The organism is Modestobacter altitudinis (assembly GCF_005930475.1).
GTDB classification, from domain to species: Bacteria; Actinomycetota; Actinomycetes; order Mycobacteriales; family Geodermatophilaceae; genus Modestobacter; species Modestobacter altitudinis.
Genome location: NZ_SJEW01000062.1, coordinates 16,378 through 29,674 on the forward strand (window position 1 = coordinate 16,378; position 13,297 = coordinate 29,674).

The 13,297-nt window shown below is 74.6% G+C and carries 16 protein-coding genes; 7 read left to right on the forward strand and 9 right to left on the reverse strand.

Features of this window, described 5'->3' with window-relative positions; genetic code table 11:
- Positions 1 to 6: 6 nt before the first annotated feature.
- The gene (locus FHL79_RS19160) at positions 7 to 720 is read right to left on the reverse strand and encodes a (2Fe-2S)-binding protein (RefSeq protein ID WP_138760173.1); all 714 of its coding nucleotides are present in this window, start codon (positions 718 to 720) and stop codon (positions 7 to 9) included.
- Positions 721 to 848: 128 nt separating this feature from the next.
- On the opposite strand from FHL79_RS19160, the gene acs reads away from it, so the two are divergent.
- From acs to FHL79_RS19180, 4 genes are all read left to right on the forward strand, one after another.
- Positions 849 to 2,813, forward strand: a complete 1,965-nt coding sequence (acs, locus tag FHL79_RS19165; protein WP_138760174.1) for an acetate--CoA ligase — start codon at positions 849 to 851, stop codon at positions 2,811 to 2,813.
- A 228-nt stretch (positions 2,814 to 3,041) separates the two neighbouring features.
- A complete protein-coding gene (locus FHL79_RS19170) occupies positions 3,042 to 3,740 on the forward strand; it encodes a helix-turn-helix domain-containing protein (RefSeq protein ID WP_171058248.1) in 699 nt (232 codons plus the stop codon).
- Between the two features lie 116 nt (positions 3,741 to 3,856).
- Positions 3,857 to 4,360, forward strand: a complete 504-nt coding sequence (locus FHL79_RS19175) for a phage holin family protein (protein WP_138760176.1) — start codon at positions 3,857 to 3,859, stop codon at positions 4,358 to 4,360.
- Positions 4,361 to 4,367: 7 nt separating this feature from the next.
- A complete protein-coding gene (locus FHL79_RS19180; RefSeq protein WP_138760177.1) occupies positions 4,368 to 5,294 on the forward strand; it encodes an alpha/beta fold hydrolase in 927 nt (308 codons plus the stop codon).
- Positions 5,295 to 5,300: 6 nt separating this feature from the next.
- On the opposite strand, the gene FHL79_RS19185 is transcribed toward FHL79_RS19180, so the two are convergent.
- The 5 genes from FHL79_RS19185 to nth are packed head-to-tail and all read right to left on the reverse strand — an operon-like array spanning position 5,301 to position 9,130.
- Positions 5,301 to 6,482: a MarP family serine protease gene (locus tag FHL79_RS19185; protein ID WP_138760178.1), complete on the reverse strand. Its 1,182-nt coding sequence runs from the start codon at positions 6,480 to 6,482 to the stop codon at positions 5,301 to 5,303.
- On the reverse strand, positions 6,482 to 6,946 hold the full coding sequence (locus FHL79_RS19190) for a cupredoxin domain-containing protein (RefSeq protein WP_246080997.1): 465 nt from the start codon (positions 6,944 to 6,946) through the stop codon (positions 6,482 to 6,484). Before FHL79_RS19190 ends, FHL79_RS19185 begins: the two co-directional genes overlap by 1 nt.
- Before the next feature lie 20 nt (positions 6,947 to 6,966).
- On the reverse strand, positions 6,967 to 7,734 hold the full coding sequence (locus tag FHL79_RS19195) for an NUDIX hydrolase (protein WP_138760180.1): 768 nt from the start codon (positions 7,732 to 7,734) through the stop codon (positions 6,967 to 6,969).
- Positions 7,731 to 8,321, reverse strand: a complete 591-nt coding sequence (locus tag FHL79_RS19200) for a TlpA family protein disulfide reductase (RefSeq protein WP_138760181.1) — start codon at positions 8,319 to 8,321, stop codon at positions 7,731 to 7,733. Before FHL79_RS19200 ends, FHL79_RS19195 begins: the two co-directional genes overlap by 4 nt.
- The gene (gene nth, locus FHL79_RS19205) at positions 8,318 to 9,130 is read right to left on the reverse strand and encodes an endonuclease III (RefSeq protein ID WP_138760182.1); all 813 of its coding nucleotides are present in this window, start codon (positions 9,128 to 9,130) and stop codon (positions 8,318 to 8,320) included. Before nth ends, FHL79_RS19200 begins: the two co-directional genes overlap by 4 nt.
- A gap of 79 nt (positions 9,131 to 9,209) precedes the next feature.
- Here nth and FHL79_RS19210 point away from each other — a divergent pair, with 79 nt between their 5' ends.
- Both FHL79_RS19210 and FHL79_RS19215 read left to right on the forward strand, forming a co-directional pair.
- Positions 9,210 to 9,593 carry a hypothetical protein gene (locus tag FHL79_RS19210; RefSeq protein WP_246081000.1) on the forward strand — a complete coding sequence of 128 codons (384 nt, stop codon included), beginning with the start codon at positions 9,210 to 9,212 and terminating at the stop codon, positions 9,591 to 9,593.
- Positions 9,594 to 9,755: 162 nt separating this feature from the next.
- The gene (locus tag FHL79_RS19215; protein WP_014738666.1) at positions 9,756 to 10,430 is read left to right on the forward strand and encodes a Crp/Fnr family transcriptional regulator; all 675 of its coding nucleotides are present in this window, start codon (positions 9,756 to 9,758) and stop codon (positions 10,428 to 10,430) included.
- A 200-nt stretch (positions 10,431 to 10,630) separates the two neighbouring features.
- Here the strand turns inward: FHL79_RS19215 and FHL79_RS19220 are convergent, their stop codons facing one another.
- The 3 genes from FHL79_RS19220 to sp36 form a co-directional block, all read right to left on the reverse strand.
- Positions 10,631 to 11,422: an NUDIX hydrolase gene (locus FHL79_RS19220; RefSeq protein WP_138760183.1), complete on the reverse strand. Its 792-nt coding sequence runs from the start codon at positions 11,420 to 11,422 to the stop codon at positions 10,631 to 10,633.
- A 127-nt stretch (positions 11,423 to 11,549) separates the two neighbouring features.
- Entirely contained in the window at positions 11,550 to 12,023 is a 474-nt protein-coding gene (locus FHL79_RS19225) for a RidA family protein (protein ID WP_138760184.1), read from the reverse strand.
- Positions 12,023 to 12,196 (reverse strand): Sp36 family protein, encoded by a 174-nt coding sequence (sp36, locus tag FHL79_RS25205; protein ID WP_171058249.1) that lies wholly within the window; start codon positions 12,194 to 12,196, stop codon positions 12,023 to 12,025. The genes FHL79_RS19225 and sp36 overlap by 1 nt, the downstream gene beginning before the upstream one ends.
- Positions 12,197 to 12,257: 61 nt before the next feature.
- On the opposite strand from sp36, the gene bagA reads away from it, so the two are divergent.
- Positions 12,258 to 13,259, forward strand: coding sequence for an ATPase BagA (bagA, locus tag FHL79_RS19230; protein WP_246081002.1), 1,002 nt, complete (start codon positions 12,258 to 12,260; stop codon positions 13,257 to 13,259).
- Positions 13,260 to 13,297 lie beyond the last annotated feature (38 nt).

Genomic DNA, 13,297 nt, shown 5'->3' on the forward strand with positions numbered 1-13,297 from the left:
CCCGGCTCAGCCCCAGCGCTCGGCGGCGTCCTCGAGCAGCACCTGCCGCGTCGCGGGGTCCCGGTGCGGGCAGGAGGTGCACATCGCCTCGTGCGGCACCCGGTAGAGCAAGCAGCACGACGCCCGCCGGGTGAACCGCACCCCGCCGACGTCGACGTAACGCGGCGGCGGCAGCGGGTCACCGATCGCCGCCGCCAGCGGTCCGGCCAGCGCCGTGGCCGCCGCGACGTCCCCGACCGCGCGGCCGACGGCGAGCAGCCGGTTGGCCAACGAGTCGGTGGCGACCGCCCACAGCGGTCGCTCCCGCATCCCGCCGGCCTCGGCCACCGCGCCGACGACCGCGCCGAGCGTCGTCCGCAGGTCCTCGACCAGGTGGGCGGCGCTGCGGCCGGTGGTCGTCGCCGCGATCGGCACGTGGCCGGCGAGCGCGTGCACGGTGGTGTCGGCGAGCCGCGCGGAGAGCCCGACCCCGGACACCAGCCCGGCCAGCACCGGACCGAGCAGCACGCTGGACACCGAGTACCACCACACGGTGGCCTGCACCCGGCGGTCGTCGGTGCGCTGCCGGGCGGCGCGGGCGGTGAGCACCTCCGCGGTCCAGGCCGCGTCGGCGAGCAGCACGCCGGGCACGACGGCCGCCGACGGCGGTGCGACCAGCCCGAGCGCGGCCGCGCCGGGCACCCGGGCGACGACCACTGCCTGGGCCGCGTCGTCGGTCACCCGGCCAGTCTGCCCAACCGCCGGCCTCCCGTCGCGCACCGACCTGTCGCAGCGGTGACCGGGGCCATAGGTTGTCCCCGAGAGACAGCGCCGCGAGCGGAGGCGGCGCCCTGATCCGGAGGTGCCGCATGAGCGAGACGACCGAGGCCCACGGCCTGACCAACCCCGAGGGCGGCTTCCCGCCGCCGGAGGCGCTCGCCGCCGCCGCGAACGTCGGGCCGGACGTCTACGACCGTGCCGCCGCCGACCGGGTGGCCTTCTGGGAGGAGGCCGCCCGGCGGCTGGACTGGGCGCAGCCCTGGGACCAGGCCCTGGACTGGAGCAACCCGCCCTTCGCGAAGTGGTTCGTCGGCGGGAAGCTCAACGTCGCGGTCAACTGCGTGGACCGGCACGTCGACGCCGGCCACGGCGAGCAGGTGGCCTACCACTGGGTCGGCGAGCCCGGCGACACCCGCACCCTCACCTACGCCCAGCTCAAGGACGAGGTCTGCAAGGCGGCCAACGCCCTCGTCGAGCTCGGGGTCCAGGCCGGGGACCGGGTCGCGATCTACCTGCCGATGATCCCCGAGGCCGTCGTGTCGATGCTGGCCTGCGCCCGGATCGGCGCCGTCCACATGGTCGTCTTCGGCGGCTTCTCCCCCGACGCGCTGGCCAGCCGGATCACCGACGCCGACGCGAAGGTCGTCATCACCGCCGACGGCGGCTACCGGCGCGGGGCGCCGAGCGCGTTGAAGCCGAACGTGGACGAGGCGCTGACCAAGACCGAGGGCGTGCGCAGCGTCCTGGTGGTCCGGCGCACCGAGACCGACGTCGAGTGGACCGAGGGCCGCGACGTCTGGTGGCACGACCTCGTCGAGCGCCAGTCGGCCGAGCACGAGGCCGAGGCCTTCGACGCCGAGCACCCGCTGTACATCATGTACACCTCGGGAACGACGGCGAAGCCCAAGGGCATCCTGCACACCACCGGCGGCTACCTGACCCAGGTCAGCTACAGCCACTGGGCGGTCTTCGACATCAAGCCCGACACCGACGTCTTCTGGACCGCGGCCGACGTCGGCTGGGTGACCGGCCACAGCTACATCGTCTACGGGCCGCTCTCCAACCGGACCACCTCGGTGATGTACGAGGGCACGCCGGACACCCCGCACCAGGGCCGCTGGTGGGAGATCGTCCAGGAGTACGGGGTCACGGTCCTGTACACCGCCCCGACGACGATCCGCACGTTCATGAAGTGGGGCGACGACGTCCCGGCCGGGTTCGACCTGTCCTCGCTCCGGCTGCTCGGGTCGGTCGGTGAGCCGATCAACCCCGAGGCCTGGCTCTGGTACCACAAGAACATCGGCGGGGGCCGCTGCCCGATCATGGACACCTGGTGGCAGACCGAGACCGGGGCGCACATGATCACCCCGCTGCCCGGCGTCACGAACCTGAAGCCCGGCTCGGCGCAGGTGCCGCTGCCCGGCATCAGCGCCAAGGTGGTCGACGAGGAGGGCAAGCCGATCGAGCCCGGCGCAACCGGCTACCTGGTGCTCACCGAGCCCTGGCCGGCGATGCTGCGCACCATCTGGGGCGACGACGAGCGGTACAAGGACACGTACTGGAGCCGCTACGGCGAGGGCATCTACTTCGCCGGGGACGGCGCCAAGCTCGACGAGGACGGCGACATCTGGCTGCTCGGTCGGGTCGACGACGTCATGAACGTCTCCGGGCACCGCATCTCCACCACCGAGGTGGAGTCCGCGCTGGTCAGCCACCCGACGGTCGCCGAGGCGGCCGTGGTCGGGGCCACCGACCCGACGACCGGCCAGGGCATCGTCGCGTTCGTGATCCTGCGCGGGGACGCCGTCGACTCCGGTGAGGACCTCGTCAAGACGCTCCGCCAGCACGTGCGCAAGGAGATCGGCCCGATCGCCAGCCCCCGGCAGATCATGGTCGTCGCGGAGCTGCCCAAGACCCGGTCGGGCAAGATCATGCGCCGGCTGCTCCGGGACGTGGCGGAGAACCGGGACCTCGGCGACGTCAGCACGCTCACCGACTCCTCGGTGATGGACCTGATCAGCTCGAAGCTGCCCTCCTCCGCCAGCGAGGACTGAGGAAGGACCCCGTCCTCCTCAGCCCTCGCACGCTCGGGCCGAGCCTCAGGACGGGGCCTGACCGCTCCAGCACCTCACCACACGACGCTTGTGCTCTGCTCACCATGGTGAGCAGAGCACAAGCGTGGGCAGGTGCACGGTCCGGCCGCGGACTCCCCAGACGGAGCCTGTCCACAGGACCGTCCCGACGACGCCCGGGGCGGCGCGGAGGACGGCATCCTCGCGGGGGTGGACGAGCAGACTGCCGCCCGGAGGCGACTGGGCGCCCTCGTCCGGCGGATCCGCCGGACCGCTGACCTGTCCCAGCGGGAACTGGCCCGCGCCCTCGGGGTGAGCGCCGGCGCCGTCGCTCAGGCGGAGAGCGGCGCGCGCGACCTGCCGGCGACGGTGCTGGGGCGCGCCGCGGAGCTGGCCGGACTGCGCTTCGCGCTGCTGGACGCCTCCGGCGGTGAGGTCCCGGCCATGGACGACGCGGCCGTCCGGGACCGCGGCGGCAGGCTCTTCCCGGCCCACTTGGACCCGCGGCACGGTGACGTGGCGTGGTGGCACGGTCCCGAGCGCTACAGCCGCGAACGCCCCGAGTACACCTACGACCGGGACCGACGGGAGCGCGACGAGCTCCGGACGGCGGTCGGCGTCCCGCCGGACCACCACGTGCCCCGTCCCGGGGACTCCCTGGAGGAACGGGCCCGGGCCCGAGCCGAGGCCGCCGCGGCCGCCTGGGCCGCCCGGCAGCGGCTGGCGTTCGCGCACCACCTGCTGCGGCAGCGGGAGCGGCTCGAGCTCGGCCTGCCGCTCTTCCCAGACCCCACGTGCAGCTGCCCGCCGGCGTGCGACGACCTGCTCTTCGCCGACGGACCTCAGTCGCCGCGACAGCGGGCGGTACCGCACGTCGAGGACTGCCCCTGTCGCTGCGACATCGCCTGAGGGCCCGGCGCACCCGGCACTCTCCCGGGTGACCCGGACCGGCGGGCGTGGCGATCATGCGGCACGATCACCCGAGGAACGCGCCGATCCGGGCGCCGATCAGGGAGGAGCCACCCGTGGCCCACAGTGTCTCGACGACCCCGCTGGCGGGCCGGCCCGCGGGCCCCGCCGAGCCCTCGGTCGGCACGCTCGCCAAGAGCGCCATGGCCGACATGTCCACGCTGATCCGCTCGGAGATCGAGCTGGCGAAGACCGAGGTGACCGTCTCGGCCAAGCGTGGCGGGATCGGCGCGGCGGCCTTCGCCGCCGCCGGGGTCATGCTGGCGTTCGCCGCGATCTTCTTCTTCATCGCGCTGGCAGAGTTCATCACCTGGCTGGGCCTGTCTCGGTGGATCTCCTACCTCATCGTCTTCGCCCTCCTGGTCCTCATCGCCGCGGTCGCCGGGTTCATCGGCTACCGGCAGGTGAAGAAGATCAAGAAGCCGGAGAAGACCCTCGAGACGCTGTCGGACCTGCCCGACCTGGCCCGCCGCGAGGCCCCTGGCCAGCGCCAGCATGACCTGCCCGTCGTCCGCAACGGCCAGGTCGTCCGCCAGGACCCGCACACCCGCCTGCGCTGATCCCTGCATGACCGAACCCCAGGACGGGCAGCCGGACGCGACCAGCGTCCTGCTCCCCGGTCCCTGGGCCCACCGTGACGTCTCGGCCAACGGGGTGCGGCTGCACGCCGCCGAGGCCGGGGACGGGCCGCTGGTCCTGCTGCTGCACGGCTTCCCGCAGTTCTGGTGGACCTGGCGCCACCAGCTGACCGGCCTGGCGGCGGCGGGGCTGCGCGTCGTCGCCCCGGACCTGCGCGGCTACGGCGCGAGCGACAAGCCGCCGCGCGGCTACGACCTGCCCACCGCCGCCGCCGACGCCGCCGCGGTGATCCGCGCGCTCGGCGAGACCGACGCGGTCGTGGTCGGCGCGGACTGGGGCGGGCTGGTCGGCTGGACCATGGCTGCGCTGCACCCGCGCAGCGTCCGCCGGCTCGTCGTCGTCGGCGCCGCGCACCCGCGGCGGCTGCGGTCCTCCGTCGCCGACGCGCGGCAGCGCCGGGCGCTGGCCTACGCGCTGCACTACCAGCTCCCCCGACTCCCCGAGCGACGGCTCACCCGGGCCGACGACGACCCCGTCGCCGACCTCATGCGCCGCTGGGCAGGGCCTGCCTGGGTGCAGACCCGGGACTTCGCCGATGCGGTGTCGCGCTACCGGGCGGCCTCACGGATCCCGCAGGCCGCCTACGGCGCGATGGAGTACTACCGCTGGGCCGGCCGCTCCCAGCTGCGGCCCGACGGGCTGCGCTTCGCCCGCCGGATGGCCGCACCCGTCACCGCGCCCACGCTGCAGCTGCACGGCGCCCTCGACCCCTACGTGCTGCCGCGCACCGCCCTGGGCTCCGACCGGTACGTCGCCGGGGCCTACGAGTGGCGCGAGCTGCCCGGCGTCGGCCACTTCCCGCAGGAGGAGACCCCCGCCGAGGTCACCGCCGCCATCGCCGCCTGGGCACGGTGACGTCCTTCATTCACAGGGCCCGGTGTCGACGGCGGCGACCGCGGTGGTCCCGGTGGTCGCCGCACCGGCGACCTGGGCCGCGGTGAGCGCGTAGCCGGTGTCCGGGTCGTCGATCGCGGAGGCGAAGACGACGCCGAGCACCGAGCCGTCGGTCGCCAGCAGCGGACCGCCGGAGTTGCCTGCCCGCACCTGCCCGAACAGGGCGTAGACGTCACGCTGCACGGTGTGGGTGGAACGGAAGTCCGGCCCGCTGATCTCCCCGCGGTCCCGGACCCGGGCCGGGCCCACGTAGAAGCCCCCGCCACCGGGGTAGCCCATGACGATCGCGTCCGCGCCCGTGTCGACCGGGCTCGGGGTGAAGCGCAGCGGCACCTGCGGCAGCCCCGGCACGGCGAGGACGGCGATGTCGGTCTCCTCGTCGACGTACACCGGCGTCGCGTCGTAGGCCGCGCCCTCGGCGGTCACCTGCGGGTCGGTGACCCCGGCGAGCACGTGCGCGTTGGTCATCACCCGCTGGTCGGCGAAGACGAAGCCGGAGCCGTCGATCTGCCGGGAGCAGGACGTCGCGATCCCCCGAATCTGCACCACGGAACCCTGCACGCTGCCGACGACGGGGCTGTCCAGCAGCGCCTGGTCCGGCGCCGGGACGTCCCGCGCCTCGGTCGGGGTGAGCGGGTCCAGCACGTCGGGCAGGCCCTGCCGGTCGATCGCCGTCCGAAGCGAGTCGTAGAGCGAGCGCACCTGCGAGGGCACGGCGCGGTCCACGACCTGCACCAGCGCCGACTGCCGCACCTGCCCGGCGACGCCGGGGAACGGCGAGCTGGCCAGCGGGGTGGCCACCATCCACGCGACCAGCAGGACGGCGGCCGCCGAGACGACCGCCCCGGCCACGGCGTCGACCATCTTCGCCGGTTCCCAGGTGACCCGGGTGCGCACCGCGCGCCCGATCACCCCGGCCAGCAGCTGCCCCAGCAGCGCGCCGGCCAGCACCACGACCAGGGCGACGAACACCCGGGTGACCGAGGAGTCGGCGACGTCGTCGGCGAGCGGCCCGGACAGCTGGGCGCCCAGCACCGCACCGCCGAAGAAGCCGACGAAGGAGGCCGCGGAGACGATCAGCCCCTGCCGGAAGCCGGACAGCGCGAAGACCAGCGCGAGGACGATCAGAGCCAGGTCGACGAGGGACATCACCCGCTCACCGTCATGGTGCCCACCTGCCCGAGCGCGGCGTGGAAGCTGCACTCGAAGGGGTAGTCGCCCGGCGCGCTGACGGTGAACTCGATGGTCTTGCTCTCCCCCGGCGCGAGCACCGGGATCTTCTCGGCGATCGGCACGGGGCCCGTGTCCGCCGTGAACACGAAGTTGTGGGTCAGCTGGTCAGCGGTGTTCCGCACGGTCAGCCGCACCTGACCGGGCGCGACGGTGAAGGTGTCCGGGGTGAACACGTAGTCGTCGCCGGTCTCCAGGGTGATCTCCTGGAACCCGTCCGCAGCGGTGCTCACCGACCCGACGTCGCCGCCGGCCGAGCGGGTGGCCTCGGGCAGGGTGGGCTCGGAGTTGCCGCACCCGCCGAGCGCGACCAGGACGACCAGCAGCAGCCCGGCCAGCAGCCCGCCGCGCGGGGCCGGGCGGCCGCTTCCGGGTACGCGCACAGCGCGGGACCGAGCCGGGCTCATGGTCCGGGAACGGTACGCGGCGAACCTGGCCGGTCGGCGTCGTCGGCCACCGTCGGCGCGGCGCGGTCGGCGACGTCGGAGTCCACCGGCTCCTCCTCGGAGTCGGCAGGCGCCGCCGCGGCCAGGCCGCTGAGCGGCCGGACGTCGCCGGCGTCCCACGGCAGGCTGAGCCCGGAGGCCTGCAGGACGGCGTCCAGCAGGCCTGCGGTGAAGCCCCAGACGACCATGCCGGCGACCCCGAACGCGGGTCCGACGTACCCGGACGGGTGCCGTACCCGGAACCGGTTCGCGGGGTCCACCAGCTCGGCGAGCGGCACCCGGGCGACCTTCGCCACCTCACGGGGGTCGGCGGTCGCGATCTCCCGCGGGTCGTCCCACCAGCCCACCACCGGGACGACGACGTTGTCCGACGGCCCGAGGAACAGCGCCGGCAGCGTCGCCAGCACCTGCACGCTCGCCGGGTCGACACCGACCTCCTCCTGCGCCTCGCGCAGCGCGGTGCCGACCGGGTAGTCCTCCCCCGGGTCGGCGCCGCCGCCGGGGAAGGCCGGCTGCCCGGCGTGGCTGCGCAGGTGCGCCGACTTCTCGATCAGCAGCACGTCCGGGCCGGCGGGGCCGTGCCCGAAGAGGATGAGGACGGCGGAGCGGCGGGCGGTGGACGAGGGCGCGCCGTGCCGGTGCCACAGCGGCAGCTCGCCGGCGTGCGCGACCAGCCGCTGCACGTGCTCCGGCAGCCCGGCGAGCCCGTCGGCGGGGATCGTCACAGCTGCACGCCCAGGTGGTCGGCGACCAGCTGCTCGAACTCCGCGAGCGAGTGCACCTGGCCGACCTGCACGTGGGCGATGGAGCCGTCGGCGGTCAGGAAGACGGTGTGCGGCAGGGTGTTGACCCCGATCGCGGCCATCACCTCGCCCTCGCCGTCGAACGCGCTGGGGAAGCTCACCGCGGCGTCCTCCGCGAAGGACGCGGTCTGCGAGGCGCCGTCCAGGCTGGCCACCCCGAGCACCCGCAGCTGCTGCCCGCCGGCGTCGGCCAGCTGCTGCACCAGCGGCAGCTCCTCCCGGCAGGGACCGCACCAGCTGGCCCAGAGGTTCACCACGGTCGGCACGCCGGGGGCGCGGCTGAGGTCCAGGGTGCCGCCGCCGAAGCAGTCGAAGACGGTGGCGGGCAGGTCGCTGTCGGCCGCCGGCTGGTCGGGCTGCTCGGGGCAGGGCTGCATGTCGCTGTCGAGGGAGTCCAGGTCGCTGCTCGCCGGGGTGGGCGCGGGCTCGTCGGGGTCCGTCGACGTACAGCCGGCCAGCAGCCCGAGCAGCAGCAGGAGGGCGCCGGCCGCGCGCAGGGCGCGGCTCACTCGGTGTCCGAGGCGGCGGGGGTCTTGACCAGCTTGTCGGCGACCTCGGGGTCCAGCGGCCCGATGCCGTAGGAGGGGCACCAGGCGGCCAGCCCGCAGGCCCCGCACGCGGGCTTCTTCGCGTGGCACACCCGTCGGCCGTGGAAGATCACGCGGTGGGAGAACATCGTCCACTCCTTCTTCGGGACGATCGCCGCGATCTCGGTCTCGACCTTGACCGGGTCCTCCTCCGCCGTCCAGCCGAAGCGGCGCACCAGCCGGCCGAAGTGGGTGTCGACGGTGAGCCCGGGGACGCCGAAGGCGTTGCCCAGCACCACGTTGGCGGTCTTGCGGCCGACGCCCGGGAGCGTGACCAGGTCGACCAGCCGGCCGGGCACCTCCCCGTCGAACCGCTCCACCAGCGCCTGCCCCAGGCCGATCACCGAGTTGGCCTTCGCGCGGAAGAAGCCGGTCGGCGTGAGGACCTGCTCCAGCTCCGCCCGGTCGGCGCCGGCGTACGCGGCGGCGTCCGGGTAGCGGGCGAACAGCGTCGGGGTGACCTTGTTGACCGTCCTGTCCGTGGTCTGCGCCGACAGGACGGTGGCCACCAGCAGCTCGAGCGGGGTGGTGAAGTCCAGCTCGCAGTGCGCGTCCGGGTGGATGGCCGCGAGCTCCCGGGCCATCCGCCGGGCCCGCCGGGTGCGCCCCAGCGGGGTCTCCTCGGGGTCGAACGGGGAGACGCCCAGCCGCGCGGCGCGACCCGGGCGCCGGGGCGGGGCGGGGCGCGTGTAGGCCGGGAGGGCGTCGGGTGCGGTGGCGGGCCGGGACACGCGTGTGAGGGTAGGCGTCGCTCCTGCCAGGCCCTGCCGCACGTACGCTGCCGGGCGCCGGCCGTCATACTCGACGACGGTGCGCAGCCGACCGGGCCCCGCGCCGCCAACCGACCGCACGACCGACGTCGTCCTCACCTGGGCACCCCCGCCCGCAGACGTCGCCGAGGAGGTGCACGTGGTCGCCCTCATCGTCATCCTGTTCCCGCCGTTGCTCATCGCCTTCCTGCTCGTCATGGAGCGGGTCGAGGAGCCGTTGCGCCGTCCCACCTCGCAGCGCGAGGTGGAGGACTTCCTGGGCACCGCGACCGAGGCCGAGGTCGGCACGCTCGCCAGCTCCGGCATCCGCCGGGCGATGTCCCGGTGGCGTGCCCGCCGCCGGGGTCGCGGCCGCCGGGTGCCCGGTCCGGTGCTCACCGACCGGGTCACCGAACCCAGCGAGTCGGCCCAGCGCGTCGACTGAGTGCATGCACACCTGGCAGGCTCACCAGGAGGGGCGACGCCTCGGAGCCACTCAGAGTGGGCAGCCCAGTGACTGAGTGCACTGGTGAGGTCAGCCACAGGCCCTAGACTCACCTGGACGCGGGTCGCCATCGCACCCGCGAGGACGTTGCGAGAGGTGCACGTGGACGAGGTCCTTGCCCAGTCCGGTCTCTTCCAGGGACTGTCGGAAGAGGCTGCCGAGCCGGTGGCCAGTTCGCTGGAGACGGTGACGCTGCCCCGGGGCCGCGTCGTCTTCAACGAGGGCGAGTCGGGCGACAGCCTGTACGTCGTCCTCTCCGGCAAGATCAAGTTGTCCCGGCGCGCGCCCGACGGGCGCGAGAACGTGCTGGCCGTGATGGGCCCGTCGGACCAGTTCGGCGAGCTGTCGGTCTTCGACCCGGGCCCGCGGACGGCGACCGCCACGGCGGTCACCGATGTCCGGCTGGCCAAGATGCCGAACAACATGCTGCGGCCGTGGATCACGGCGCACCCGGAGATCGGCGAGCAGCTGCTGCGGGTGCTGGCTCGTCGGCTGCGGCGCACGAACGACTCCGTGGCCGACCTGATCTTCACTGACGTCCCCGGCCGGGTGGCGAAGGCGCTGCTGCAGATGGCCGACCGCTTCGGCAGCCGGGAGAGCGACGGCCTGCGGGTCAAGCACGACCTGACCCAGGAGGAGCTGGCCCAGCTGGTCGGCGCCTCCCGGGAGACGGTGAACAAGGCGCTGGCCGACTTCGTGCACCGCGGCTGGATCCAGCTGCAGGGCAAGTCCGTCGTCGTCCTCGACGAGGACCGCCTCCGCCGCCGCGCGAGGTAGCAGAAGGACCCACCTGCCCCCCACCGCTCGCAAGCTCGCGGCGGGCCCCTGCAGGTGGGCCGGGTACGGATCCGAGCGCAGCGAGGGTGGACCGGGGACGGGGCCCGCAGGGTCCCTCGCCGGGACACGGCCAGCGGCTCAGCGCGGCTCGCACCGGCACCTGGCCGCGGTGTGATCCGGAGGATCACGATGTGCACAGATCACGCAGGCAACGGCACGACCATCCGGATGCGGGTGCCGTCGGGCAGCACCGCGTAGTTGCCGTCGGGCGTCTGCTCGAAGGTCGGGCTGATCGGCTCCAGCGGGGCGGGCGGTGAGCCGACGAGGGCGGCAGCGGCGTCCGGGAAGGGCGCGAGCTGGCCGAGGGTGTGGATCGTCGGCGGCAGCATCGGCCGGCTCCCGCCGGCGTGCTCCTGCAGCGCCGCGCCCGGCGTGGTCCAGACCGCCTCGTCGGCCTCGCCGGACACGTCCCGCGCCTCCTGCCCGGCGGGCAGCAGCGCGGTGAAGAACTTGGTGTCGTAGCGCCGTCGTTCCGGTGGCGGGGTGATCCAGTGCGCGAAGGGCCGCAGCAGGTCCGCCCGCAGCGCGAGACCGCGGCCGGCGAGCAGCTCGGCCAGCGAGAGCTCGCGGGCCAGCAGGGCCTGGCGCTGGGTCTCCCAGTCGTCCCCGGAGACGTCCGGGACGACGCCCGACCCGTCGGCCGGACCGGCCAGCAGGACGCCGGCCTCCTCGAAGGTCTCCCGGACGGCGGCGCACACCAGCTCGCGGGCCAGCCGCTCGTCGCAGCCGAAGGCCGCCGCCCAGTCCGCCGGCGGGGGCCCGACCCAGGCCAGGTCGGTGTCCCCGTCCCGGTCGTCGACGCCGCCACCGGGGTAGGCGCTCATCCCCCCGGCGAAGGGCATGCCCTTCGTGCGGCGGAGCAGGTAGACCTCGAGGCCCACCGCGCCGTCGCGCAGCAACAGCACCGTCGCCGCCTGCCGGACCGCAGTCACACCGCCACCCCCCGGGCGGCACCGCGGCCAGGAGCCGGTGCCAGCTGCACTGAGCCGCTTCCCGTGTTCCCGCCGGGGAGCCTCCGGCCCCCACGCCGGGCCCGCCGCCTGCTGCGCAGGCGACCCGTCATCCCCTCAACTCCACCGTGAGCTCGACCTCGACCGGCGAGTTCATCGGCAGCTCGGCCACGCCGACGGCGCTGCGGGCGTGCTTCCCGGCCTCCCCGAAGACCCGGCCGAGGAACTCGCTCGCGCCGTTGACCACCCGCGGCTGGCCGCTGAAGCCCTCGGCGCTGGCGACGTAGCCGACCACCCGGATGACCCGGGCGATCGAGTCCAGCCCGACCAGGTCGTCGACGGCGGCCAGCGCGTTGAGCGCGCAGACCTTCGCGTCGGCGGCGGCGTCCTCGATGTCGACCGCGCCACCGACCTTGCCGGTGCGGCGCAGCCCGCCGTCGACGAACGGCAGCTGACCGGAGGTGAAGACCAGCTGGCCGCTGCGGATGGCCGGCACGTAGGCCGCCACGGGGGCGGCGACCGGGGGCAGCCGGACGCCGAGTTCGGCCAGCCGGGCGGTCCAGCTCTGCGCGGGCTGCGTCATCAGTTCGTCGGGCGCTTCAGGTAGGCCACCAGCTGGTCGCCGCCACCCGGACCCGAGAGCACGGTCACCAGCTCCCACCCGTCGACGCCCCAGGAGTCCAGGATCGCCTTGGTGTTGTGGATCAGCAGCGGGATGGTCGCGTACTCCCACGTGCGGCGGGCCGATTCGGTCATGGCGCGACGCTAGCGCAGCCGCGAGGAGCCGGAGTCGGCCGCCGCTCGTAGGCTCGCAGGGGTGACCCCTGCACCCGGAGAGCCGCTGCCCGTGCGGTGCCACGTCGTGACCGGCAAGGGCGGGACCGGGAAGACCACGGTCGCCGCCGCGCTGGCCCTGTCCCTCGCCGCCGACGGCCGCCACGTGCTGCTCGTCGAGACCGAGGGCCGGCAGGGCATCGCGCAGCTGTTCGACACCCCGCCGCTGCCCTACGAGGAGCGCCGGGTCGCCGTCGCCCGGGGCGGTGGCGAGGTGAAGGCGCTGGCCATCGACGTCGAGGCGGCCTTCCTCGAGTACCTGGACATGTTCTACAACCTCAAGCGGGCCGGCCGGGCGCTGCGCAAGATGGGCGCCATCGACTTCGCCACCGCCATCGCCCCGGGCCTGCGCGACGTGCTGCTGACCGGGAAGATCAAGGAGGCGGTCACCCGTCGCCGCGACGGCCGGTTCGTCTACGACGCCGTCGTCGTCGACGCCCCGCCGACCGGCCGGATCACCCGGTTCCTCAACGTGACCGGCGAGGTGGCCGGGCTGGCCCGCTCCGGGCCGATCAAGGCGCAGAGCGACGGGGTGATGGCGGTGTTCCGGTCGGGGACGACGGCGGTGCACCTGGTGACCCTGCTGGAGGACATGCCCGTGCAGGAGACCGCCGATGCCATCGCCGAGCTGACCGCGGCCCGGCTGCCGGTCGGGTCGGTGATCGTCAACATGGCGGCCGAGCCGCTGCTGCCGGCCGCCAGCCTGAGCCGCACCGCCGAGGGCCGGCTCACCGGCGCCGACCTGCTGCCCGCGCTGACCGCGGCCTCGGTCAGCGGCGCCGCCGAGGTCGCCGACGGGCTCGCCGCCGAGGCGGTCGAGCACGCCCAGCGCTGGGTCGCGCAGGACGCCCTCCGCGGGGACGTCGAGGCGCTGGGCCGGCCGGTGGTGGAGCTGCCGCTGTCGGTCACCCCCATCGACCTGGGCACGCTGTTCGAGCTGGCCGACCGGCTCGAGGTCCTGCTGGCCACCGAGGCCGCCGCGTGACCGCCCCCCGCCGCCCGGCCCCCGCCCCGGCGCTGGAC

Coding starts and splice junctions, on each gene's coding strand:
- acs (WP_138760174.1), top strand. CDS start 849: ATGAGCGAGACGACCGAGGCCCACGGCCTGACCAACCCCGAGGGCGGC.
- FHL79_RS19225 (WP_138760184.1), bottom strand. CDS start 12,023: ATGACGCAGCCCGCGCAGAGCTGGACCGCCCGGCTGGCCGAACTCGGC.
- sp36 (WP_171058249.1), bottom strand. CDS start 12,196: ATGACCGAATCGGCCCGCCGCACGTGGGAGTACGCGACCATCCCGCTG.
- FHL79_RS19180 (WP_138760177.1), top strand. CDS start 4,368: ATGACCGAACCCCAGGACGGGCAGCCGGACGCGACCAGCGTCCTGCTC.
- FHL79_RS19185 (WP_138760178.1), bottom strand. CDS start 6,482: ATGTCCCTCGTCGACCTGGCTCTGATCGTCCTCGCGCTGGTCTTCGCG.